The 23,987-nt window shown below is 72.4% G+C and carries 18 protein-coding genes and 2 pseudogenes; 12 read left to right on the forward strand and 8 right to left on the reverse strand.

Features of this window, described 5'->3' with window-relative positions; genetic code table 11:
• Positions 1-7: 7 nt before the first annotated feature.
• Positions 8-559: a SigE family RNA polymerase sigma factor gene (locus ABZ354_RS14495; protein WP_358656529.1), complete on the reverse strand. Its 552-nt coding sequence runs from the start codon at positions 557-559 to the stop codon at positions 8-10.
• Positions 560-856: 297 nt separating this feature from the next.
• On the opposite strand from ABZ354_RS14495, the pseudogene ABZ354_RS14500 reads away from it, so the two are divergent.
• Together ABZ354_RS14500 and ABZ354_RS14505 are read left to right on the forward strand one after the other, a co-directional pair.
• Positions 857-997: pseudogene (locus ABZ354_RS14500) on the forward strand (IS5/IS1182 family transposase); the annotation flags it as partial.
• A gap of 390 nt (positions 998-1,387) precedes the next feature.
• The gene (locus ABZ354_RS14505; RefSeq protein WP_358656531.1) at positions 1,388-2,692 is read left to right on the forward strand and encodes a phospholipase D-like domain-containing protein; all 1,305 of its coding nucleotides are present in this window, start codon (positions 1,388-1,390) and stop codon (positions 2,690-2,692) included.
• A 22-nt stretch (positions 2,693-2,714) separates the two neighbouring features.
• On the opposite strand, the pseudogene ABZ354_RS14510 reads toward ABZ354_RS14505, so the two are convergent.
• Together ABZ354_RS14510 and ABZ354_RS14515 are read right to left on the reverse strand one after the other, a co-directional pair.
• Positions 2,715-3,291, reverse strand: a pseudogene (locus ABZ354_RS14510) (IS5 family transposase); the annotation flags it as partial.
• Between the two features lie 22 nt (positions 3,292-3,313).
• Positions 3,314-4,249 (reverse strand): A/G-specific adenine glycosylase, encoded by a 936-nt coding sequence (locus ABZ354_RS14515; RefSeq protein ID WP_358656533.1) that lies wholly within the window; start codon positions 4,247-4,249, stop codon positions 3,314-3,316.
• Between the two features lie 485 nt (positions 4,250-4,734).
• Between ABZ354_RS14515 and ABZ354_RS14520 the strand changes: the two genes are divergently transcribed.
• Positions 4,735-5,580 carry a hypothetical protein gene (locus tag ABZ354_RS14520; RefSeq protein WP_358656535.1) on the forward strand — a complete coding sequence of 282 codons (846 nt, stop codon included), beginning with the start codon at positions 4,735-4,737 and terminating at the stop codon, positions 5,578-5,580.
• Positions 5,581-5,746: 166 nt separating this feature from the next.
• Here ABZ354_RS14520 and disA read toward each other — a convergent pair whose 3' ends face one another.
• Together disA and radA are read right to left on the reverse strand one after the other, a co-directional pair.
• Positions 5,747-6,871, reverse strand: coding sequence for a DNA integrity scanning diadenylate cyclase DisA (disA, locus tag ABZ354_RS14525; RefSeq protein ID WP_358656537.1), 1,125 nt, complete (start codon positions 6,869-6,871; stop codon positions 5,747-5,749).
• Positions 6,872-6,951: 80 nt separating this feature from the next.
• The gene (gene radA / locus ABZ354_RS14530; protein ID WP_358656539.1) at positions 6,952-8,361 is read right to left on the reverse strand and encodes a DNA repair protein RadA; all 1,410 of its coding nucleotides are present in this window, start codon (positions 8,359-8,361) and stop codon (positions 6,952-6,954) included.
• A 206-nt stretch (positions 8,362-8,567) separates the two neighbouring features.
• Between radA and ABZ354_RS14535 the strand changes: the two genes are divergently transcribed.
• The gene (locus ABZ354_RS14535; protein WP_358656541.1) at positions 8,568-10,280 is read left to right on the forward strand and encodes a hypothetical protein; all 1,713 of its coding nucleotides are present in this window, start codon (positions 8,568-8,570) and stop codon (positions 10,278-10,280) included.
• Positions 10,281-10,465: 185 nt separating this feature from the next.
• Here the strand turns inward: ABZ354_RS14535 and ABZ354_RS14540 are convergent, their stop codons facing one another.
• On the reverse strand, positions 10,466-11,368 hold the full coding sequence (locus ABZ354_RS14540; protein ID WP_358656543.1) for a hypothetical protein: 903 nt from the start codon (positions 11,366-11,368) through the stop codon (positions 10,466-10,468).
• Positions 11,369-11,462: 94 nt separating this feature from the next.
• On the opposite strand from ABZ354_RS14540, the gene ABZ354_RS14545 reads away from it, so the two are divergent.
• From ABZ354_RS14545 to ilvD, 4 genes are all read left to right on the forward strand, one after another.
• On the forward strand, positions 11,463-12,395 hold the full coding sequence (locus ABZ354_RS14545) for a Ppx/GppA phosphatase family protein (protein WP_358656545.1): 933 nt from the start codon (positions 11,463-11,465) through the stop codon (positions 12,393-12,395).
• Between the two features lie 251 nt (positions 12,396-12,646).
• Positions 12,647-13,471: a sugar phosphate isomerase/epimerase gene (locus tag ABZ354_RS14550; protein ID WP_358656547.1), complete on the forward strand. Its 825-nt coding sequence runs from the start codon at positions 12,647-12,649 to the stop codon at positions 13,469-13,471.
• The gene (locus tag ABZ354_RS14555) at positions 13,468-14,091 is read left to right on the forward strand and encodes a TetR family transcriptional regulator (protein WP_358656549.1); all 624 of its coding nucleotides are present in this window, start codon (positions 13,468-13,470) and stop codon (positions 14,089-14,091) included. The genes ABZ354_RS14550 and ABZ354_RS14555 overlap by 4 nt, the downstream gene beginning before the upstream one ends.
• Before the next feature lie 168 nt (positions 14,092-14,259).
• Positions 14,260-16,113, forward strand: coding sequence for a dihydroxy-acid dehydratase (ilvD, locus tag ABZ354_RS14560; protein WP_358656551.1), 1,854 nt, complete (start codon positions 14,260-14,262; stop codon positions 16,111-16,113).
• Between the two features lie 94 nt (positions 16,114-16,207).
• Here the strand turns inward: ilvD and ABZ354_RS14565 are convergent, their stop codons facing one another.
• Positions 16,208-18,433 (reverse strand): serine/threonine-protein kinase, encoded by a 2,226-nt coding sequence (locus tag ABZ354_RS14565; RefSeq protein WP_358656553.1) that lies wholly within the window; start codon positions 18,431-18,433, stop codon positions 16,208-16,210.
• Between the two features lie 181 nt (positions 18,434-18,614).
• Between ABZ354_RS14565 and ABZ354_RS14570 the strand changes: the two genes are divergently transcribed.
• From ABZ354_RS14570 to proC, 4 genes are all read left to right on the forward strand, one after another.
• Complete coding sequence (locus ABZ354_RS14570) at positions 18,615-18,995, forward strand: SH3 domain-containing protein (protein ID WP_358656554.1); 381 nt, start codon at positions 18,615-18,617, stop codon at positions 18,993-18,995.
• 724 nt (positions 18,996-19,719) lie between these two features.
• Positions 19,720-20,523 (forward strand): ABC transporter ATP-binding protein, encoded by an 804-nt coding sequence (locus tag ABZ354_RS14575; RefSeq protein ID WP_358656556.1) that lies wholly within the window; start codon positions 19,720-19,722, stop codon positions 20,521-20,523.
• Positions 20,520-21,320, forward strand: a complete 801-nt coding sequence (locus tag ABZ354_RS14580) for an ABC transporter permease (protein WP_358656558.1) — start codon at positions 20,520-20,522, stop codon at positions 21,318-21,320. The genes ABZ354_RS14575 and ABZ354_RS14580 overlap by 4 nt, the downstream gene beginning before the upstream one ends.
• A gap of 125 nt (positions 21,321-21,445) precedes the next feature.
• Positions 21,446-22,255 (forward strand): pyrroline-5-carboxylate reductase, encoded by an 810-nt coding sequence (gene proC, locus ABZ354_RS14585; protein WP_358656560.1) that lies wholly within the window; start codon positions 21,446-21,448, stop codon positions 22,253-22,255.
• A 99-nt stretch (positions 22,256-22,354) separates the two neighbouring features.
• Here the strand turns inward: proC and trpS are convergent, their stop codons facing one another.
• Positions 22,355-23,374, reverse strand: a complete 1,020-nt coding sequence (gene trpS / locus ABZ354_RS14590; protein WP_358656562.1) for a tryptophan--tRNA ligase — start codon at positions 23,372-23,374, stop codon at positions 22,355-22,357.
• Between the last annotated feature and the right edge of the window lie 613 nt (positions 23,375-23,987).

Raw genomic sequence — 23,987 nt, forward strand, 5'->3', positions numbered from 1 at the left:
GTACCGGTCAGGCCGCGCAACGCTCCCGCTCCTCACGCTCCAGCGCGCGTGCGTCCAGTTCGCGGGCCTGGAGCTCCTCGCGGAGCCGGGCGAGCGCCCGATGCAGCGTGCTCTTGACCGTCCCCGCCGACATGCCCAGCGCGGCGGCGGTCTCCTCCGTCGACATCTGCTCCCAGTGTCGCAGCACGACGACGCTGCGCTGCTTCGGGGCGAGTACCTTCATCACGTCCATCAGCAGGGCACGGTCCGCGTGCTGCTCGGTGGTGTCGTCCACGGAGGCGTCCGGGAGCTGCTCGGTGGGCACCTCCTCCAGCTTCCGCGCCCGCCACCACTCCGTGCGCGTGTTGATCATCACCCGGCGCAGATAGGCGTCCGCGAGCCGCTTGTCCGCGATGCTTTCCCACTTGCCGTACGTCCGCGCCAGCGCCGTCTGCAGCAGGTCCTGCGCGTCCACCGGGTCCGGGACCAGACGCCGGGCGCTGCGCAGCAGCGCGTCGTGCCGGCTGCGGACGTACTCCTCGAAACCGAGCACCTCGCCGAGCACCTCGCCCTGCGCCATGGTGAACCGCCTCCCCTGTCCCCGCCCCGGCCGGCCTGCCGCCGCCGGTCCACTGCCGGTGATCCGTCTGCCGGTGGATCCGTGCGGCCCGGGTCGACCGGGCACGCGACACCACAGAAGCTACGGGCGACTTGTCACGGCACTGTGCGAGCCGTCCTGCGGGTAACGCGCGGCTGTCCGTCGGTTGTGTAACGGAGGGCGGGGAAGGGACGTGGAGGCGGCCCGGGTCGTGCGGTTATGGCGGCCATAAGGGCATAAGACAGTGTCCTCTCCGGTGAGGCGGTCGTTGGTCCGTCCATGGGGCGGGGTACGCGGAGTTGGATTGTTCCGGACGGACTGTGGGAGATCGCGAAGCCGTTGATCCCGCCGTCGAAAGTGCGGCCACAGGGTGACGGAACGCAGGACACCCCTGTCGAGCCGGTTACCGCCGCATGGATCGACTGGTACTGCCACCGCCGCCTGCACGGTGAGATAGGCCACGTCCCACCCGCCGAGTACGAGACCAACTCCTCCACGGGACTCACAAAGCCCCAGGTCACGACCACAATGTGAGATCTCTGTCGAACCCGGGGCGGTTCAGCGTCCAGCGTGCAGGGCTCCGAGCTGGTTCCAAGTCGGCGTCGCTGACGGCGAGTTCACCAGGTCGGTGACTGGCGGGTCCGCCACACCGAACAGCCGGACAGGCCCGTACCGCTACGTCGGCTGCCTGGCTCACCTTGGCCATTACTCATTGGTCCATCAGCACAGCAATACCCCGATACTTATTGGTCAATCAGTACAGCAATACCCCGACTTGTCATGGTCAACAGCCCATCGAAAGGTCCGTCCATGAAGCGCACGCTTACGTTGATCACCGCGCTGGTCGTCACCGCGCTGTCGCCGACCACGGCGCACGCGGCGGTCAAGAATGCCAAGGATCCGCTCAGTTGCGAGTCTCGGACGTTCATCTCAAGACCGGGCCCGAGCTTCAACGACCCGGAGGACGCCACCGCCCGGATGAACGTCATGGGCCCGATCATCGAATCGATCAACAGCGCCAGTTGCGGGCAGACCATACGCGTCGCCATGTACTCGCTCGGCAGCACGCAGCCGGGCCCGGACTTCGCCAACGCCCTGATCGCCGCGCACCAGCGTGGCGTCATCGTCAAGGCGCTGATGGACTCGCACAGCGACAATGCGATCTGGCAGTCGATGGTCACCGAGCTGGGCAACGACCCGCAGTCCTCCAGCTTCGCCGCGTTGTGCCCGGGTGGCTGTCTGACCCACTATTCCGGCTCCTCCTTGCATGCGAAGTACTACATGCTCAGCGGCGGGAGCGACGCGAACCGGACGGTGACCGTCAGCAGCGCCAATCCCACCTCCGCCCAGGCCAACACCGCGTGGAACAGTAGCGCCACCGTCAAGGGGAACGTCGACCTGTACAACTCCTACGTCCGCTACTTCACAGCCATGGCCAAGGGGGCTCTCAACGGCCCGGGCCCGTTGGTGCCCGACTACTACAGCTCCACCAGCGGCACGGCCGCCAGGACCCTGTCCCCGCCCTCCTACCAGTGGCCCAAGGCGCGCACCAAAAGCGACACCTGGGTCGACTTCCTGGACAACATCAAGGCGCCGGCCACGATCAACATCGCCATGTACCAGTGGACCTCTCACGGGCAGCCGGGCGACCGGAACTATCTGGAGCTGCCGAAGAAGCTGGTCAGCCTGGCACAAACGGGCGTCAGGATTCACGTACTCTTCACCGCCGGTCAGGTCGACAGCAGCGTGCAGGACTACGTGAAGGACCGGCCGAACATCGACGTGCACGACACCTCCCGCGGCACCGACGCGAACGGAAATGCCCTGCATTACACGCACGACAAGTACATGATGGTCAGCGGCACGTACGCGGGTGTGGCCGACTCCAGCCTTGTGTTCGTCGGCTCTTCGAACTGGACGAGCAACGGCGTCTGGCACAACGACGAGTCGGACCTGAAGCTGGTCGGGCAGTCCAGCTACGACGCATTCATGACGGACTGGCAGAGCCAGTACGACCGCTGCTGCGGGACCGCAGCACGACGGTTGAGCGCCGAGGAACGCGCCGAGAACACGTCACGCGAGATCCCGATCGACCCGAAGCAGGCCCAGGAATAGGCATTCTCGAGACGGGTTCCTGTGTGGTGAGGCGGGCAAGGCGCTGGTAGCAGCAGAGGGCGGCGAGTCCGAGAAAGGCCAGGCAGTTGCGGGGATCGCGCTCGTAACGGGGCTGAGTCGGCGGTAGCCGGACAGCCAGGACATGGTGCGCTCGATGACCCGGCGGCGTCGCCCCGATCGCTCGCTGGACTCGATGCCCTGGCGGGCGATGCGCACGCCGATTCGCTTCCCGCGCAGCCATCGGCGCAGGTCGGCACGGTCGTACGCGTTGTCCGCGTGGAGACGCTGCGGCTTGAGGTACCGGCCGCGGTGAGGGTCGTGTCTCGTTTGGTGACCCTCGACCATGGGCTTCAGCCCCTCGCTGTCGTGGGTGTTGCCGACCGAGACGCCGACGAGGAGGGGCAATCCGTTCGCGTCCGGCAAGACGTGCATCCTGGAACCCTGCTTGCCCCGGTCCACGGGGCTCGGACCTGTGTGTCCGCCCCCTTCTTCGCCCTGACGTGGGCGGTGTCGAGGACGACGCGGGTGATATCGACCAGGCCGGCATCGTCCAACCGGTGCAGCACGGCCTCGTGAAGGCGGCCCCAGACGCCGGCTCTCGCTGTCAGGTCCGTGAGCCCGTCAGGTCAGCGGCAGCCGGTACAGGCCGCCCGGCAGCGGCTCGACCAGACCGTCGGCGACGAGCCCGTCGAGTGCCCGGGCGCGCTGCACGGGCTCGTGCCACACGCGGTCCAGGGCCTGCTGCGGCACGGGCGAGTGCGCCTCCCGCAGCACCGCGAGCAGCCGGCCGCGCACCTGGCGGTCGGTGCCGGCGTACGTCTGGCCGCGGCGCGGCGGGCCGTCGTGCTCGGGCTTGCCGGCCAGCCGCCAGGCGCACTGCGCGGCGATCGGACAGCGCGGGCACTGCTCGTTGCGGGCCGTGCACACCAGCGCGCCGAGCTCCATGGAGGCGGCGGCCCAGCGGGCGGCGGTGGGCTCGTCCTCGGGCAGCAGTGCGCGGGCGAGGCGGCGTTCGGCGGCGGTGGTGGCGTTCGGCGGGTACTGCACCCCGGTGACCGCGCGGGCGAAGACCCGCCGGACGTTGGTGTCCAGCACGGGATGCCGCTGCCCGTAGGCGAACGACGCCACGGCCGCCGCCGTGTACTCGCCGATGCCGGGCAGCGCGAGAAGCTGGGCGTGCTCGTCCGGTACGTCGCCGCCGTGCCGTTCCGCTATGGCGACGGCGGCGCCGTGCAGGCGCAGGGCGCGGCGCGGGTAGCCGAGCCGGCCCCAGGCGCGGACGGCCTCGCCGGGCGCCTCCACGGCGAGGTCGGCGGGGCGCGGCCAGCGGGCCAGCCACTGTTCGTAGACGGGCAGGACGCGGTTGACCGGGGTCTGCTGGAGCATGAACTCGCTGACCATCACCCCCCAGGCACCGGCCTCCGGGCGCCGCCACGGCAGGTCCCGGGCGTGCTCGTCGAACCATTCGATGACGGGGGAGTGCAGCGGTCCTTGGGCGGACCGCTCGGACGCGGGGTCGGCGGTGCCGCCGTGCGGGTGCTTCGTGGACGCAGTCATGGCCTTCCGATCCTGCCATGCGGGGGCGGCCACACGGGGGCAAGGGCGGCGAGGTGGGCGGTTCGCGGGCCGCGCGAGCGGTGTGCCGGTTTCCGGACCGGCGGCGCGGGAGCGCCGACGCGGGGGTGGCGCCGCCCGGACGAATGCGCACGCCGCGTGCGGCGCGCCGCACCTGCGAGGCACTCGGAGCTGCCGACCCGACCCGACCCGGCTCCGACCGCGACCGCACCCCCGGCTCACGATCTCGGCTCCCGACCGCGACCGCGACCGCGACCGCGACCACGGCCCCGACCCCGGATCCCGGCCCCGCCCCGACAGTTGTCGACCGGGTGCGGACGGGAGCCGTGGCGCACGTCGTCGCGCGTACCGCGCCCGACGGAAGCCGGGGTGCGGGATGCGTTTGCGGGATGATGATCCGGAAAAGTTGTGGCCGCGGTCGGCGGGTGGGAGCAGCGAACGTCCCGATCTCTCGTACAGTTTGCGCCGTGGGATCTCTGCGCAATCCGGTCGGGCCGCTTCCCTCCTCCATCTACTGGCGTCGGAGGGCCGCACTCCTGTCTCTTTTCGCCGTGCTGGCGTTGCTGGCGGCCTGGGTCGTCACCTCGGGTGGCGGGGGTGGCAACGGCAGCAGGAACAGCGCCGACGGCAAGAATCCCGCCCCCACGATCACGCCGGGGCCGTCGGACTCCGGCCCGGCGATCAGTCAGGCGCCGGGCGGCCGGGACGAGTCGGAAGACGGCGACACCGGCGGTACCGGGGACGGTCCGGGCGACGGTGACGGCGACGGGAGCGGTTCGGGCGACGTTTCCGGCTCGGGTGACGGCGGCTCCGGTGGCGCGGGTGGTTCCGGCGGCCCCGGCGGCGGTCCCGCCTCCGGGACGGGTGCCGGTACGGGCTCCGGCGACACGGTTCCCGCCGGGTCCCCGCTGCCCAACTGCACGCCGTCGGCGGTGAAGTTGAGCCTGCGCAGCCTCCGCAACACGTACGAGCCCGGCCAGATGCCGACCTTCGTGCTGGCCGCGCGGAACATCTCCGGCAGCGACTGCAAGATGGACTTCGGGCCCGAGAGCGCCGTACTGACGGTCACTCCGGCCACCGCCGACGACGCGTTCTGGGCGTCGGACGACTGCCCCGAGGCTGCGGGCAGCCGGTTCTACCGGGTGCCGTCCGACAGCGGCATCACGTACACCGTGAAGTGGGACCGCAAGCCGGGCGCCCCCGAGTGCGCGACCCCCTCGGCGGGGGTGGCGAAGCCGGGCACCTACCTGGTGGAGGCGAAGGCGCCGGGCTTCGCGAAGGTCCAGACGTCGTTCGTGATCGAGGCCGCCTGAGGCTCCTGCCGCGAAAGTGACGCCTGCCGCGCTGTGGACAACGACGACGCCACTTCCGGAACAGGGTCCGGTCCGTAGGGCCGGCCGCCCGGCGGACCAGAACGGTACGACCAGAACCGTACGACCAGAACCGCAGGCTCGGACCCGCAGGCTCAGGCCCGCAGGCTCAGACGTACCGCTCCAGGATCGACGACTCCGCCAGCCGTGACAGGCCTTCCCGGACGCTGCGGGCCCGGGCCTCGCCCACGCCGTCCACGGTCTGGAGGTCGTCCACGCTCGCGGCCAGGAGCTTCTGGAGGCCGCCGAAGTGTTCCACGAGGCGGTCGATGATGGCGCCGGGCAGGCGCGGCACCTTGGCCAGCAGGCGGAAGCCGCGCGGCGAGACCGCGGAGTCGAGCGTCTCCGGGGAGCCGGTGTAGCCGAGGGCGCGGGCCACCGTGGAGAGTTCGAGCAGTTCGGCGTGACTGAGCTTGTCCAGCTCGGCCAGGGCCTCCTCGACCGTGCGGGAGCGCTTCGCGGTCGGCTCGGGGACGTAGTCCCGGACGACCAGTTCGCGCTCCGGTTCGACGCCCGCGATCAACTCGTCCAGCTGGAGCGCGAGAAGACGTCCGTCGGTGCCCAGCTCCACCACGTACTCGGCGATCTCCGTGGCGATCCGGCGCACCATCTCCAGGCGCTGCGCGACCGCCGAAACGTCCCGGACGGTCACCAGGTCCTCGATCTCCAGTGCCGACAGCGTGCCCGCGACCTCGTCGAGGCGGAGCTTGTAACGCTCCAGGGTCGCCAGGGCCTGGTTGGCGCGGGACAGGATCGCCGCGGAGTCCTCCAGGACGCGGCGCTGGCCGTCGACGTACAGGGCGATCAGGCGCATCGACTGGGAGACGGAGACGACCGGGAAGCCGACCTGCTTGCTCACGCGGTCGGCCGTGCGGTGCCGGGTACCGGTCTCCTCGGTCGGGATCGTCGGGTCCGGGAGGAGCTGGACGCCCGCCCGGAGGATCTTCGACAGGTCGGAGGAGAGCACGATGCCGCCGTCGAGCTTGCACAGCTCACGCAGCCGCGTGGCCGTGAACTCGACATCCAGGACGAATCCGCCCGTGCACATCGACTCGACGGTCTTGTCGGAGCCGAGCACGATGAGGCCGCCGGTGTTGCCGCGAAGGACCCGCTCCAGGCCGTCACGCAGGGGTGTGCCGGGAGCCACGGCGCTCAGTGAGGCGCGCATCAGGCCATCGGGACCGGCACTCCCACCGGACTTTCCGGGAGCCGCTGCCCGGTCGTTGGCTGCCACTGCACTCCTCCGGTCACAGGTTGTGGGGCGCTCCCGTGTCGCACACTCGGTCGTACGGACGGGCGAGACCAGGGCAAAGTCTACCGGCGGTCCGTCTCCTCCCGGGGGGCCTCCCGGCGACGGGACCGCGGAAGGACCCGCAGGGCCTCGCCCATGTCGGCGACCTCCAGCACCTTCATCCCCGCCGGAACCTTCCCGGGATCGCCCGGCACCAGGGCATGTGTGAAGCCCAGGCGGTGTGCTTCGGCGAGCCTGCGCTGCACGCCCGTGACGCGTCTCACCTCGCCCGCGAGGCCCACTTCGCCGATCGCGACGAGGTTCTTCGGCAGCGGGGTGTCGCTCGCCGCCGACGCCAGGGCGAGCGCGATGGCCAGGTCGGCGGCGGGCTCGGACAGCTTCACACCGCCGACCGTGGCGGAGTAGATGTCCCGTTTGCCCAAGGCGCTGATCCGGCCGCGCTGTTCCAGTACGGCGAGCATCATCGACACGCGGGAGGTCTCCAGCCCCGATGTCGTACGGCGCGGGGACGGGATCTGCGAGTCGACCGTGAGCGCCTGCACCTCGGCGACCAGCGGGCGGCGGCCTTCCAGGGTGACGGTCAGGCAGGTGCCGGGCACGGGCTCCGCCCGGCGCGTCAGGAACAGGCCGCTGGGGTCGGTCAGGCCCGTGATGCCCTCGTCGTGCAGTTCGAAGCAGCCGACCTCGTCCGTCGTGCCGTACCGGTTCTTGACGCCGCGGACCAGGCGCAGGCGGGCGTGGCGGTCGCCCTCGAAGTGCAGCACCACGTCCACGAGGTGCTCCAGCAGGCGCGGGCCCGCGATGGCGCCGTCCTTGGTGACATGGCCCACCAGCAGCGTCGACATGCCGCGGTCCTTGGACGCGCGGATCAGCGCCCCGGCCACCTCGCGGACCTGGGCCATGCCGCCGGGCGCTCCGTCGATCTCCGGGGAGGCGACCGTCTGCACCGAGTCGAGGATCAGCAGCGACGGCTTCACCGCGTCCAAGTGGCCCAGTACGGACGCCAGGTCGGTCTCGGCCGCGAGATACAGGTGGTCGTCGATGGCCTTGATGCGGTCGGCGCGCAGCCGGACCTGGCTCGCCGACTCCTCGCCCGTGACGTAGAGCGTCTTGTGCTCCTCGCTCGCCGCCTTGGCCGCCACGTCGAGCAGCAGGGTCGACTTGCCGACGCCCGGCTCGCCCGCGACGAGCACCACCGCGCCGGGCACCAGACCGCCGCCGAGCACCCGGTCCAGCTCGGGCACCCCGGTGGAGCGGGCCGTGGCCTGCCTGCCGTCGACCTGGCCGATGGGCAGGGCGGACGTGGTGACGCGGCCCGGCGCCGTGGTGCGTACCGCGGGCGTGCCGTACTCCTCGACCGTGCCCCAGGCCTGGCACTCGGGGCAGCGGCCGAGCCACTTGGCCGTCTGCCAGCCGCACTCGGTGCAACGGTAGGACGGCCGGTCCTTGGTGGTCTTCGCACGGGCAGCCATGGGTGCACCGTAGCCGCCGACACCGACACCGGGTCGGCCGATGCCCGTCGACGGGCGCCGACAGCCACCGTGAACAGGCCACCATGGCTTGAACAAACCCTCGAACAAGCGACCCGCGCCCTCATATGAGGGATCGTTTCACCCGTACGGATTAAATATGCTCAAGCGGGGAGAAGGGGGTGAGCGCCGCCGCCTACGGTCGCCGGATGACGAGCAGCAGTCCGCAGACCCCGACCCGCACGACCGGCGCGCACCCGGCGCGCAGCGAGGCGCGCGAACACGTGGCGGCCCGTACGCTGGCGGAACGGCCGCCCGCCCGCTACGAGCCTTATCTGGACGGTCTGTTCACCTACTGCCTGTCCGTGCTGTGCGACCACGACGCGGCCACCGCCGCCCTCGGAGACGTCCTCGCGCTCGCCGAGCGGCGCGGCCGGCACTGCCCGGAGTCCCCCCGCGACCGCCGGACCTGGCTGTACGCGCTGGCCCGCTGGTCGTGCCTGCGCCGGCTCGCCGCGGCTCAGCAGAAACGTCCTGGCAGCCACGCCACGGGCCGGGCCGGCGGCCCCCCACAGCCGGAACGGTCCTGCGCGGCGACCCCGCCGGACGACGTCCAGGAGCACCGCCGGCACGAACTCACCCTGCTGGCCTGGCCCGAGGCCGCCGGGATCACCCCGGAGCAGCGCGAGGCGCTCGAGCTCGCCGTGCGCCACCACCTCGCCCCGCACGAGGTCGCGGCCGTCGTCGGCAGGGAACCGGCCGCCACCAAGGAACTCCTCGCCTCCGCCGCCTGCGAGGTCGAACGCACGCGCGCGGCGCTCACCGCCGTGGAGACCGGCACCTGCCCGAGCGTGGCCCACCTCACGGGGGACAGCCGGCTCGTGCTCGGCTCGGCGCTGCGCCGCGAACTCGTCCGGCACGTCGACGACTGCCCGCGCTGCCGCCGTACCGCCGAGCGCGCCATCCCCGGCCGCTGGCCCGGCACGGCCGTCACCCCCGCCGAACTGCCCGTACTGACCGCGCCCCGCGCCGCCCTGTACGCCGCGATGAGGCACGCCACGCGCGCGCGCGGGCACGTCCCGCGCTTCGACCGGCGCGGCTTCCCGATGGACCCGCGCGACCACGCCGCCCGCCGGGACCGGCTGCGCACGCGCGCCGTCACGACGACCGTGGTCGCCACCGTCGTCGCCGCGCCCGTGCTCGCCCTGTGGGCGGCCTACCGCGGCACGCCGATCGGCGAGGCCTCCGGCGGCTACTCGGCCGGCGTGCGCGAGGTGCCCGGCCCGGACGCGCTCGACGGGGGCGCGGGCGGCTACGAGAACGCGGGCAACGCCAGCAGCACGCCGGGCGGCAGGTCCGGGCGGGACGGCGACGTGTCCGTCGAGGTGGTGAGCGTCCCGGGACGCAAGGGCGCGGCCGGCCTGGAGGTGTCGGCCGGGCACAGCGGCGACACCACGCTGATCACCCTCACCGCGACCGGCCCGGAGCCGGTGCGCTGGTCGGCGTCCACACGCGCGTCCTGGCTGTACCTGAGCCGGTCGTCGGGCACCCTGCGGCCGGGCGGGACGCTGACGCTCAAGGTGTACGTCGACCAGCTGCGCGAACCGTCCGGGGACTGGAGCGCGCGCGTGACGATCGCGCCCGCGGGCGACGCCGTCTCCATCGAGGGCCACGGCGGGGCACCCGGCACGACCGGCCCGGGTCCCGCACCGGCGCCGAGCGGTACGAGCGGACCGCCGCCGGGCGCGCCGGACCCGGCGCCGGCCGACCCCGCCCCCTCGGAGCCCGCGCCGGGCGAGCCGTCCGACCCGGCGTCGTCGGGGCCCCAGGACCCGGCGCCGGGCGAGCCGTCGCCGTCCAGCCCGGACGCCGCGTCGCCCCCACCGAACGGCAGCGGCGACCCGAGCGGGACGACGCCGTAACCGCGTCCGGCGGCTCGAGCCGGGCGACGCCGTCTCCGCATCCGGCGGACGGTGCCGGGCCGGGGGCCGGTTCAGTCGGTGGGGCCGGTCGCGGCGGGGGGCCCGGTTTCAGCCGGTAGGAATTGGTTGCGGCGGTGGGGTCGGTTGCGGCGGTGGGCTCGGATACGGCCGGCCGTCGAGTTGGTTCAGGCGGTGGGGTCGGCCGGGTGCGGTGCCAGCAGGGGCAGTCGTGACGCCAGGCGCTGCTCGCACAGCTCGGCGAGCCGGTCGTAGCCGCCCTTGCCCATCAACTCGGTCAGCTCCGCCCGGTAGGAGACGTAGACGGGCTCGCCCGCGCCGTGCGCGGAGGTCGCCGACGTGCACCACCAGTGCAGGTCGTGACCGCCCGGACCCCAGCCGCGCCGGTCGTACTCCCCGATCGACACCCGCAGTACGCGCGTGTCGTCGGGCCGGTCGATCCAGTCGTACGTCCGCCGGACCGGCAGCTGCCAGCACACGTCCGGCTTGGTCTCCAGCGGCTCCCGGCCCTCCCCGAGCGCCAGGATGTGCAGCGAGCAGCCCGCGCCGCCGGAGAAACCGGGCCGGTTCTGGAAGATGCACGAGCCCTGGAAGGGGCGGGTCTGACGGTCGCCGTCCTCGTCCTCGGAGACCCAGCCGTGCGTCGTGCCCTCGGCGTGGTTCTGCCAGATGTCCGGCGTGAGCCGCTCCACGTGCTCCGCGACCCGCTTCTCGTCGTCCTCGTCGGAGAAGTGGGCGCCCAGCGTGCAGCACCCGTCGTCCGCGCGGCCCGCCTGGATGCCCTGGCAGCCGCTGCCGAAGACGCAGCTCCAGCGGGAGGTCAGCCACGTCAGATCACAGCGGAAGACCTGCTCGTCGTCCGCCGGATCGGGGAACTCCACCCAGGCGCGCGCGAAGTCCAGCCCCTTCTCGTCGCCCGCCGGAGCCCGAAGGCCCGCTTCCGGCGCGGTCGCCCGCGAAGAAGCCGGGGCCGAACCGGCCTTCCCGGCGGCCTTGTCCTTCGTACGGCTCTTGCCGCCCTTGCCGCTCTTGTCGTTCTTGCCGCTGTTCGCCTTGTTCGTCTTTGGCACCCGACCAGGGTAAGTCGCCCGGCACCCCCGCGGGACCGCGTCCGCCTCCCACGCGGAGGTCACGGCCCGCGCGGCGGGCAGTAGCGTGCCGTACATGAGACTCGGTGTCCTCGACGTGGGATCGAACACGGTGCATCTGCTGGTGGTGGACGCACACCCCGGCGCACGCCCGCTGCCCGCACATTCGCACAAGGCGGATCTGCGCCTCGCCCAACTCCTCGACGCCGACGGGGCGATCGGCACCGAGGGCGTCGACCGGCTGGTCACGGTCGTCCAGGACGCCCTGCGGGCCGCCGAGGACAAGGGCGTCGAGGACCTGCTGCCGTTCGCGACCTCCGCCGTGCGGGACGCCCGCAACGCCGACGACGTGCTCGCGCGCGTGCGGGCCGAGACCGGTGTGGAACTCACCGTCCTCTCCGGCGCCGAGGAGGCCCGGCTCACCTTCCTCGCCGCCCGCCGCTGGTTCGGCTGGTCGGCCGGCAGACTCCTCGTCCTCGACATCGGCGGCGGCTCCCTGGAGATCGCGTACGGCATGGACGAACAGCCCGACGCGGCCGTCTCGCTGCCGCTCGGCGCGGGCCGCCTCACCGCCGGCCGGCTGCCCGGCGACCCTCCTGACGCCCAGGACGTCCGGGCGCTGCGCCGCCACGTCCGCACGGAGATAGCCCGCACCGTCGGGGAGATCGCCCGCTTCGGCGCGCCCGACCACGTCGTGGCGACGTCGAAGACGTTCAAGCAGCTGGCCCGCATCGCCGGCGCCGCCCGCTCCGCCGACGGGCTGTACGTGCAGCGCGAGCTGAAGCGGCAGTCCGTGGAGGCCTGGGTGCCGCGCCTGGCCGGCATGACCACCGCCGAGCGCGCCGAACTCCCCGGCGTCTCCGAAGGCAGAGCGGGCCAGCTCCTCGCGGGGGCGCTGGTCGCCGAGGGCGCGATGGACCTGTTCGGCGTGGAGACGGTGGAGATCTGCCCGTGGGCGCTCCGGGAAGGCGTCATCCTGCGGCGGCTGGACCACATGGCGGGTGCGTGACGCAGGGGTACCGCGTCCGGAGGCTCCCGGTGCGGGCGTGCCCGCGGGGGACGGCGCGGCGGGACGGCGGGACGGCGGCACCCGGCGAGGCGGGCCGCGGGCGGCCCTGCTCCCGCGGGTGTGCGCCGAGGGGGTGTGTGAGGCAGACGTACCGCCGTCCGGAGGCCCCCGGTACGCGCGCTCGTGGCATGCGCCACAACCGTCGGGAGACACCCCGCGTCCCCGACACCGCACCCCGTAACCTGTCCCCCATGGCAGAGCCAGTCGTGCGGATACCGGAGGCGAAGGTCGCCCTGTCGACGGCGTCCGTGTACCCGGAGTCGACGGCGACGGCCTTCGAGATCGCCGCGCGCCTCGGGTACGACGGAGTCGAGGTCATGGTGTGGACCGACCCGGTCAGCCAGGACGTCGAGGCGTTGCGCAGACTCAGCGACTACCACCGCATGCCGGTCCTCGCCGTGCACGCGCCGTGTCTCCTCATCACGCAGCGCGTGTGGTCCACGGACCCGTGGACCAAGCTCCGGCGGGCCCGCGCGGCGGCCGAGAGGCTGGGCGCGAGCACCGTCGTCGTGCATCCGCCGTTCCGCTGGCAGCGGCAGTACGCGCGGGACTTCGTGGACGGCATCTGGCGCATGGCGGACGAGACCGACGTGCGGTTCGCCGTCGAGAACATGTACCCGTGGCGCTACCGGGACCGCGAGATGCTGGCGTACGCCCCCGACTGGGACGTCACCAGGGACGACTACCGGCACTTCACGATCGATCTCAGCCACACCGCCACCGCCCGCTCCGACGCCCTCGACATGATCGACCGCATGGGCGACCGGCTCGGTCACGTCCATCTGGCCGACGGCCGGGGCTCCGGCAAGGACGAGCACCTCGTCCCGGGCCGCGGCACCCAGCCCTGCGCCGAGGTGCTGGAGCGGCTGGCCCTGACCGGTTTCGACGGGCACGTCGTCGTCGAGGTCAACACCCGCCGCGCCATGTCGAGCGCCGAGCGGGAGGCCGACCTCGCCGAGGCGCTCGCGTTCACGCGCCTGCATCTGGCGTCGCGGACCGGGGTGCCGCGCCGATGACCGACGCCCCCGGGGCGGAGAAGGCGCGCGGCAGGCGCCGGGGCCGCCCGCCCGGCACGGAGTCGGGCGACACCCGCAGGCGGATCCTCACCGCGGCCCGCGAGGAGTTCTCCGAGCGCGGCTACGAGAAGACGTCCGTACGCGGCATCGCCAAGGCGGCCGGCGTCGACGCGGCGCTCGTGCATCACTACTTCGGCACCAAGGAACACGTCTTCGAAGCGGCCGTGGAGGTGGCCTTCGCGCCCGCCCTGAAGATCCGCGACGAGGTCGTCCAGGGGCCCCTCGACGGTGTCGGTGAGCGGCTGACCCGCATGTTCTTCGGGCTGTGGGAGAACCCGGTGACCCGGCCCCCGCTGCTGGCGATCGTCCGCTCGGCCGTCAACAACGAGTCCGCGGCGGCCGTGTTCCGGCGCCTGATCGCCACCCAGCTGCTGCGCCGCGTGGCCGACCGGCTCGACCTGCCGGACGCGGACCTGCGCGCCGAACTCGCCGCCGCACAACTCGTCGGCATCGCCATGATCCGGTACGTCATCAAGATCGAGCCGCTGGCCACGGCCGACGCGGAGCAGATCATCGCGCGGGTGGCACCGGTGGTGCAGGGGCATCTGACCGGGCCCTGAGCCCACCCCCACCCTCCCGCCCCTGCCGCCGGGGCCGGCCTTCGAGCGGGAGAGCGCGGGCCCGCCGCGCGCACCGCACATGTCCCGGCATCCGGACGCGGTGTCCGCTTCCTGGAAGACCGGCGTAGGCTCGGCGGGAGTCACAACTCTCCGAAGGAGCGAGCGACGATGCCCGAGCTGAGGTCCCGCACAGTCACCCACGGCCGCAACATGGCGGGCGCCCGCGCCCTGATGCGCGCCTCCGGTGTACCCGGCGCGGACATCGGCCGCAAGCCGATCATCGCGGTCGCCAACAGCTTCACCGAGTTCGTGCCCGGCCACACCCACCTGGCCCCCGTCGGCCGCATCGTGAGCGAGGCGGTCGTCGAGGCGGGCGGCATTCCGCGCGAGTTCAACACGATCGCCGTGGACGACGGCATCGCGATGGGCCACGGCGGCATGCTGTACAGCCTCCCGTCGCGCGACCTGATCGCGGACAGCGTGGAGTACATGGTCGAGGCGCACTGCGCCGACGCCCTGATCTGCATCTCCAACTGCGACAAGATCACCCCGGGCATGCTCAACGCGGCCCTGCGCCTGAACATCCCCACGGTCTTCGTCTCCGGCGGCCCGATGGAGTCCGGCCGCGCCACCCTGGTCGACGGCACGGTCCGCACCCTGGACCTGGTCGACGCCATGGTCGAGGCCGCCAACGACAAGATCTCCGACGCGGACGTCCTCCGTATCGAGGAGAACGCCTGTCCGACCTGCGGTTCCTGCTCCGGCATGTTCACCGCCAACTCGATGAACTGCCTCACCGAGGCGATCGGCCTGTCCCTGCCCGGCAACGGCTCGGTCCTGGCCACGCACACGGCCCGCAAGCAGCTCTACGTGCGTGCGGCGCGGACGGTCATGGACATCACCCGCCGCCACTACGAGCAGGACGACGACACGGTCCTCCCGCGCTCCGTCGCCACCCCGGCCGCCTTCCGCAACGCCATGGCCCTCGACATCGCCATGGGCGGCTCCACCAACACGATCCTGCACCTGCTGGCCGCCGCCCAGGAGGCCGGGGTCCCCTTCGGCCTGGCCGAGATCGACGAGTTGTCCCGCCGCGTCCCGTGCCTGGCGAAGGTCGCCCCGAACGTCGCCAAGGACCGTACGTACTACATGGAGGACGTGCACCGCGCGGGCGGCATCCCGGCCCTGCTCGGCGAGCTGCACCGCGCCGGCATGCTCGACGAGGACGTCCACTCGGTCCACAGCCCGTCCCTGTCCGACTGGCTCAAGACGTGGGACATCCGCGGCGGCTCCCCCTCCCCGGACGCGGTGGAGCTGTGGCACGCGGCCCCCGGCTGCGTGCGTTCCGCCGAGGCCTTCTCCCAGTCCGAGCGCTGGGACACCCTCGACGAGGACGCCGAGGGCGGCTGCATCCGCTCCGCCGAGCACGCGTACTCCAAGGACGGCGGCCTCGCGGTCCTCAAGGGCAACCTCGCCGTCGACGGCTGCGTGGTCAAGACGGCCGGCGTCGACGAGTCCATCTGGACCTTCGAGGGCCCCGCGGTCGTCTGCGAGTCGCAGGAAGAGGCCGTCCAGAAAATCCTCACCCAGCAGGTCGAGGAGGGCGACGTCGTCGTCATCCGCTACGAGGGCCCCAAGGGCGGCCCCGGCATGCAGGAGATGCTCTACCCGACGTCGTATCTGAAGGGCCGCGGCCTCGGTAAGGCCTGTGCGCTGGTCACCGACGGCCGTTTCTCCGGCGGCACGTCCGGCCTGTCCATCGGCCACGCCTCTCCCGAGGCGGCCTCGGGCGGCACGATCGCGCTGGTCGAGGACGGCGACCGGATCCGCATCGACATCCCCGGCCGCACGATCGAGCTGCTGGTCGACGACGCGGAACTGTCCCGCCGTGAGCGCGCCCTGAACGGCGTGTACGCCCCGAAGAACCGCGAGCGCAAGGTCTCGGCGGCCCTGCGCGCCTACGCGGCGATGGCCACGAGCGCGGACAGGGGCGCGGTGCGGGACGTGTCGAAGCTGGGCTGAGCCCCGCGCGCACGGACGGAACGGAAGCGACGCGTGAGGGCCGCCCCTGGGGGAGCGGCCCTCACGCGTGCCCGGCCCGGCACCCCGGGGAGGGCTACCAGTCCGCGGGCCGGTGCCCGTCCACGGCGAAGACCGTGCCGTCGGGGGCGGTGGCGTAGACGGCCCGGTCGGCGATGCGGGGCTCGGGCAGCGTGGCGACGAGCTTGTCCGCGTCCTCGCCGGCCAGGCGGGCCCGGGTCTGGCCGAGGAGCCGGCCGTCGGCGGCGTCCACGGCGAGCAGTCGCCCGTCGGCGCCGGTGAAGTACACGTGCCGCCCGTCGGTGACGGGCGCCGACCCCCGGCTCACCGACGTCTCCAGCGACCACCGCTGCTCGGCCGCGCCGAGGTCGACGAGCGTGAGGGAGCCGCCGACCCCCAGGAGGCAGACGAGGTTTCCGCGCACGGTGGCCTGCGCCCCTTCCAGCGGTACGGCGAGGGCCACCCGCGTGGTCCGGCCCGACTCGGGGTCGTAGCGGACCACGCTGTCGGCCTGGCCGTAGTTGCGCCCGCCGGCCAGCAGGATCACGCTGCCGTCCGCGAAGCCGACGGGGGTGAGGTTGCCCGCCAGCCGCGCGTCCCAGCGCACGTCGCCGGTGTCCGGGTCCACCGCCGTGACCCGGGTGCGCGCCCCGTCGTCCGCCACGGTGGCCGCCAGGGCGTGGCGGTCGCCGTCGAACGAGGTGAAGTAGGGACTGCCCAGGTCCGCGATCCGCCGGGTCCACCTCGCCTCGCCCGAGGCGCTGTCCACGCCGGTGACACGCCCGTCGTCGGCGGTCAGCAGCAGCATGCCGCCCGCGTGGTGGGACGCGGGGTAGCCGGACACGTCCATCCGCCACGCCCGTTTGCCGGAGGCCGGGTCGAAGGCCTCCACGTACGCCCCCTCGTGGGTCCGCACCTGCACGTACCCGCCGGAGAACACCGGCGGTTCGGACGGACCGTCGACGCCGTCGAGGGCGCGCCGCCACAGCACCCGGCCGTCGGCCGGATCGAGCGCGCTGAGCCGCCCCGACCGCACGCACACCAGACGCTCCGCGCCGTACGCGCACCGCGGCATGCCGTGTTCCTCGGACGCCGCTTCGGCCGCCCAGCCGCGGAAGCCGTCCGACCGGGCGGAGGCGCCCGCCGGGGACCGGCGCGCCGGCTGGGAGGAGTCGTCCAGCAGCAGGTAGGCGGTGCCCGCGCTCGTGACCAGGGCCAGCGCGGTGACGGCCAGCAGCGCGACCCGCTTACGGGCCGGGCGGCCGCCCCCGGGCGCGGATCCGACGTCCCGCGACTCCGGTGAGCTCGCACACGCCTGCCCCGAATCCGAGTCCGAGTCCGAGTCCGAACCCGAGTCCGCATCCGCATCCGCATCCGCATCCGGATCCGCATCCGGATCCGCATCCGCATCCGGGTCCGGGTCCTCCGGGTCCACGGTCCGCTGGGCAGGTATGAACGCCTGCGTGTCGTACGACGCCGACACCGACCGCAGTTCGCGCATCAGCTCGTCCGGCGTGGGCCGCTCCTCGGGCTCCTTGGCGAGGCAGCGCAGCACCAGCGGGGCCAGTTCCTCCGGTACGTCGCTCAGGTCGGGCTCGTCGTGCACGACCTGGTAGGCGACGACGTAGGGACTGTCGGAGTCGAACGGGCCCCGCCCGGTCGCCGCGTGCACCAGCACCGAGCCCAGCGCGAACACGTCGGCCGCCGGTCCCACCTCGCGCGGCCGCCGGAACTGCTCCGGTGCCATGAACGGCGGCGTGCCGATCAACTTGCCCGTCTCCGTGCGCAGTTCGCTGTCCTTCGGCCGGGAAATACCGAAGTCGATGACCTTCGGACCGTCCTCGGCGAGCAGCACGTTGCTCGGTTTGAGATCCCGGTGCACCACGCCGACCCGGTGGATGTCCCGCAGCGCCTCGGCCAGTCCCGCCGTCAGCCGGCGCAGCTGGGCGGCGCCCATCGGCCCGTTTCGCTTCACGTGCTGGGCGAGGGTCTGGCCGGGGATGAACAGCGTGGCCATCCAGGGCCGTTCGGCCTCCGGGTCGGCGTCCACCACGGGCGCGGTGAAGGCCCCGCTCACTCTCCGGGCGGCCCCCACCTCCTGCCGGAAGCGGCCCCTGAATTCGGGGTCCCGGGCGTACTGGGCGTGCACGACCTTCACCGCGAGCTTCATCCCGGAGGTGCTGCGCGCCAGATGCACGACACCCATGCCGCCCGAGCCCAGGCGGGACTCGAGACGGTAGTGACCGGCGTACTCCGGAAGTTCCGCTTCCGCGTCCGCTCCGGCGTTTCGCTGTGGCGCCATGGGACCCACCCCCGTGCTGTCGTCCGCGCGCGCAACGCTCGGAGCCTAGTGGATGACCCGTACCAGGCAGAGGCGGCCGGCTCGCGCTCATGTGCGGATTACGTACAGGTGTTTGTGGCGTGATTCCCGGGTATCTACCCCACCCCATGGATGTCATGGGGCACAACGGGGGAGGTTCCACATGTCTGTCGAGCATGCCGAAACGGCGGAGAACGGCCCGGCGATACCCACGGAGTCCACAGCGCTCATAGAGCCCGTAGAGGCCATCGAGTCCGTGGACTCCGTCACGACGGCCGAGGCCACGCTCACGGCCACCACCTACTACTCGATCGCCCCGGGCTACAGCGTCAACGTCCGCAGCGGTCCCGGCACCAACTACTCGATCGTCCGGGTCCTGCCCGAGGGCTCCGAGATCCCCATCAACTGCCAGTCCCCGGGCACCTGGATCAGCGGCCCGTACGGCACGTCGAACATCTGGGACAACATCGCCAACGGCCAGTTCGTCTCGGACGCCTACGTCCAGACGGGCAGCGACGGCTACATCCGCCCGCACTGCGGCTAGACGGGACGACCCGAATCCGGGACCCGGGTTCTGGGGGCCCAAGGCTCCTGGTTTCCGGGGTCCTGGGTTCCCGGGGCCCTGGGGTCCTGGGGTCCTGAGTTCCCGGATTCCCGGCCCAGGGTTATGGGCCCCCGGAGTCCCGCGATCTCCGAAGTCCCCGGGGTCCCCGAAGTTCCCGAAGTTCCCGCGGTCCCCGCGGCCTTCGGGCCCCAAGGCTCCCGGGGTGTCCTGCCCGTTGGCCTTCCTGTCCCGGAGCCCCGGGGCCGTGGGTGTCCGGAACCGTCATCGCACGGAGGGCGGCGAGCGAACGGCGTCCCGGACGGCACGGGGCCCCGGGTGCTCCGGGACACAGGGCCGTCAGGCGCGACGATCTGCGCCCCGCCCCGCCCGCACCACCACCGTGTCCCCGCGCCCCGGACGCACGCCGCCCGTGGCACCGCCGCCGTGCCGGCGTGCCCAGATCGCGCCCCGCGCCTACGCCGCCCTCCGCACCGCCGCCGTGTTGACGCCCCGCGCCCGCGCCCCGGGCCACGCCGCCCGCCCGCACCGCCAGCGCGCCCGCGTCCGCGCCGCCCGTCCCACCGCCCGCGTCACCCCGTCCGGCCAAGCACCGGCCCCTGCCCGGCGCCCCGGTGCCGGCCCCCCACCCCCACCCCACCACCCCCCGCACCACGGACCCGCCCCCTCCTTGACGCCCACCGCCCCCAGGAGCATTATTCATCACATGATGAATAACAGCCTGGACGGTGGCCCGTCCACCGCCGACCCCCCAGCCGTCCACGCCACGGACCTGACCGTCGTCCGAGGCCCCCGCACCGTGCTCCGCGGCCTCGACTTCACCGTCCCCCGCGGCCGTATCACCGGCCTGCTCGGCCCCTCCGGCTGCGGCAAATCCACGCTGATGCGCTCCGTCGTCGGCACGCAGGCCAAGGTCACCGGCACCCTCGACGTCCTCGGCCGCCCCGCGGGCCATCCCGCCCTGCGCGCCCGCGTCGGCTACGTGACGCAGGCCCCGTCCGTCTACGACGACCTGACCGTCCGCCAGAACCTCGCCTACTTCGCCGCGATCCTCGACCCGGGCCGCGCGGCAGCCGACCGCCGCCACGAGAACGTCACCCGCGCGATCGCCGACGTCGACCTCACCAGCCACGCCGACGCCCTCGCCGGCAACCTCTCCGGCGGCCAGCGCAACCGCGTCTCCCTCGCCGTGGCCCTCCTCGGCACGCCCGAACTGCTCGTCCTCGACGAACCCACCGTCGGCCTCGACCCCGTCCTGCGCCGCGACCTGTGGGCCCTCTTCCACGCCATCGCCGCCGACCGCGGCGCCACCCTCCTCGTCTCCTCCCACGTCATGGACGAGGCCGAGCGCTGCCACCGCCTCATGCTCATGCGCGAGGGCGAGATCCTCGCCGAGGACACCCCGGACGCCCTGCGCACCCGTACCGGCACCGAAACCGTCGAGGCCGCCTTCCTCCACCTCGTGGACGAGGCGACCCCGGCAGGCCGCGACAAGGACCGCATCCGATGACCACGACACCCACCACCGCACCCGACGCCCCGCGCGACCCGGCGGCCACCCCGCGCGCCCTGAACGCCTCCCGCACCACGGCCACCGCCGCCCGCGTCCTGCGCCAGCTCCGCCACGACCCGCGCACGATCGCGCTGATGATCCTGGTCCCCTGCGTGATGCTGTTCCTGCTGCGTTACGTCTTCGACGGCAGCCCCGGCACCTTCGACAGCATCGGCGCCTCACTGCTCGGCATCTTCCCGCTGATCACGATGTTCCTTGTGACGTCCATCGCCACCCTGCGCGAACGCACCTCGGGCACCCTGGAACGCCTCCTCGCGATGCCGCTCGGCAAGGGCGACCTCATCGCGGGTTACGCCCTCGCCTTCGGCACGCTCGCCGTCGTCCAGTCCGCCCTGGCCACGGGCCTCGCTGTGTGGTTCCTGGGCCTCGACGTCACCGGCAGCCCCTGGCTGCTGCTCCTGGTGGCGCTGCTCGACGCCCTGCTCGGTACGGCCCTCGGCCTCTTCGTCTCGGCCTTCGCGGCCTCCGAGTTCCAGGCGGTGCAGTTCATGCCGGCGGTGATCTTTCCCCAGCTCCTCCTGTGCGGCCTGTTCACCCCGCGCGACAGGATGCACCCCGTCCTGGAGACCCTCTCCGACCTCCTGCCCATGTCCTACGCCGTCGACGGCATGAACGAGGTCCTCCACCACACCGACATGACGACGGCCTTCGTACGGGACGTCCTGATCGTGGCGGGCTGCGCGCTGCTCGTCCTCGGCCTGGGCGCGGCCACCCTGCGCCGCAGTACGTCGTAGCCCTCCCGTCCGCCCGGCGGCACGTCCCGCCCGACACGTCCCGCCCACCGGACAAGCCACGCACACCCACCGCATCCGGTGCGAGGATGACCCCGGACGACGCAACCCCCGGAGGGCCCCGCACCATGACCCAGAAAGTCGCTGTCCTCGGCACCGGAAAGATCGGCGAAGCCCTGCTCAGCGGAATGATCCGCGCGGGCTGGGCTCCGGCCGACCTCCTGGTCACCGCCCGCCGACCGGAGCGCGCCGAGGAACTCCGCGCCCGCCACGGCGTCACCCCGGTCAGCAACGCCGAGGCCGCCAAGTCGGCCGACACCCTGATCCTCACGGTCAAGCCGCAGGACATGGGCACGCTCCTCGACGAACTCGCGCCGCACGTCCCCGCCGACCGCCTGATCGTCAGCGGCGCCGCCGGCATCCCCACGGCCTTCTTCGAGGAGCGCCTCGCCCCCGGCACCCCGGTCGTCCGCGTCATGACGAACACCCCGGCCCTCGTGGACGAGGCCATGTCCGTCATCTCCGCCGGCAACCACGCCACGGCCGCCCACCTGGCCCACGCGGAGGAGATCTTCGGCGCCGTCGGCAAGACGCTCCGCGTCCCCGAGTCGCAGCAGGACGCCTGCACGGCCCTGTCCGGTTCGGGACCGGCGTACTTCTTCTACCTGGTCGAGGCCATGACCGACGCCGGCATCCTGCTCGGCCTGCCCCGCGACAAGGCCCACGACCTGATCGTCCAGTCCGCGATCGGCGCCGCCATCATGCTCCGCGACAGCGGCGAACACCCCGTCAGGCTCCGGGAGAACGTCACGTCCCCCGCGGGCACCACCATCAACGCCATCCGCGAACTGGAGAACCACGGCGTACGGGCCGCCCTCATCGCCGCCCTCGAGGCCGCCCGCGACCGCAGCCGCGAACTGGCCTCCGGCAACAGCTGACCGGCCGGCAGCTCCCGCTCCGGCGACGGGACCGCGATGCGCTGACCCGTACATCGCATCGCGGCCCCGCCACCGATCCGCGCGTCTACCGGGGGGCGTTCACCGGGGTGTCCCGGTATGCGAGTCCGACGGCAGCAGTCCGATCGCCCCGTAGGCGGCATCCACCGTCGGCCGGGCCATGCCCCGGGCGCGCTCCGCACCCTCCCGCAGTACGCCCTCCACGTGACCGGGATCGGCGCACAGCTCCCGATGCCGCTCCTGTACCGGCCTCAGCACCTCGACCACGGCCTCCGCGGTGTCCTTCTTCAGCGCGCCGTACGACGGGTAGGCGCCGGCCAGCTCCACCGGGTCCCCGCCCGAGCACGCCGCGAGGATCTCCAGCAGATTCGCCACCCCCGGCCGCCCCTCCGGGTCGTACACGACCTCACGCCCGCTGTCGGTCACGGCCCGCCCGACCTTCCTGCGGATCACGTCCGGCTCGTCCAGCAGATAGACGATGCCCGGCCCCGAGTCGTCGGACTTGCCCATTTTCGACGCGGGGTCCTGGAGGTTCATCACCCGCGCCGCCACCGACGGAACCGTCGCCCGCGGCACCACGAAGGTGGGCCCGTACCGCTGGTTGAACCGCACCGCGAGGTCCCGCGTCAGTTCGACGTGCTGCGCCTGGTCGTCACCGACCGGCACCTCGTCCGCCCCGTAGGCCAGGATGTCCGCCGCCATCAGCACGGGATACGTCAGCAGCGACAGCCGCACGCTCCCGCCACGCGCCCGCTCCCGCGCGGCCTTCTCCCTGTACTGGATCATCCGCCGCATCTCCCCGTCGGTCGCGACGCACTCCAGTACGTACGACAGCCGGGCGTGCTCGTCCACGTGACTCTGCACGAACAGGGTGCACCGGCTCGGATCGAGTCCGGCGGCGAGCAGCAGCGTCGCCGCCTGCCGACTGAGCCGTCGCACCCGCGCCGGATCGTGGTCCACGGTCAGCGCGTGCAGGTCGACGACACAGAACAGGGCGTCGGCCCGGTGCTGATCGACGTCGGCCCACTGCCGCATGGCCCCCAGGTAGTTCCCCAGCGTCAGATGCCCGGTCGGCTTGACCCCGCTGAAGACCCGCTTCATCTCTCCACCTCCTGCTCGGGACCACCGCCACCGGCCGGCCGGCCCCCGGAGGGAGAAAACAGGACGGCCGCCGAAGCGGCGGCCGTTGGTGCGTACGTGCGTCCGGCCGCCGTCAGGCGGCCCACCAGAACGGGGTGCACGTACGCGTCATCACGCGTGCAAGAGTACGCCGCGGGGGTGCCGACTGTCCTGAAGTTGACACGCCCAGGGGCCCTCCGTAGTGTTCTCCGAGTTGTTCGACGTGAGCGCCGATTTCGGTCGGTCCCCGGACAGCCATTCCGCAAGTACCACCACCACTCGGTGACAGTCGCTCTGCGTCTGCTGCTGTTTCGTTGGCATGCGTATTCGCGAAATGAGGAATCCGCGTCCGAAAGGACGCAGGCCCCCGATTCGCTCGGGAGCCGGGAATCCGCTAAAGTCTCACTCGTCGGAACGGCCCAGCGGCCGGAAAGACAAACCCCGCTGACTGGGGGTCAGGCCGAGAAAAGGATCTGATAGAGTCGGAAACGCAAGACCGAAGGGAAGCGCCCGGAGGAAAGCCCGAGAGGGTGAGTACAAAGGAAGCGTCCGTTCCTTGAGAACTCAACAGCGTGCCAAAAGTCAACGCCAGATA

Origin of the sequence: Streptomyces sp. NPDC005925 (assembly GCF_040638805.1) — a bacterium.
GTDB lineage: Bacteria > Actinomycetota > Actinomycetes > Streptomycetales > Streptomycetaceae > Streptomyces.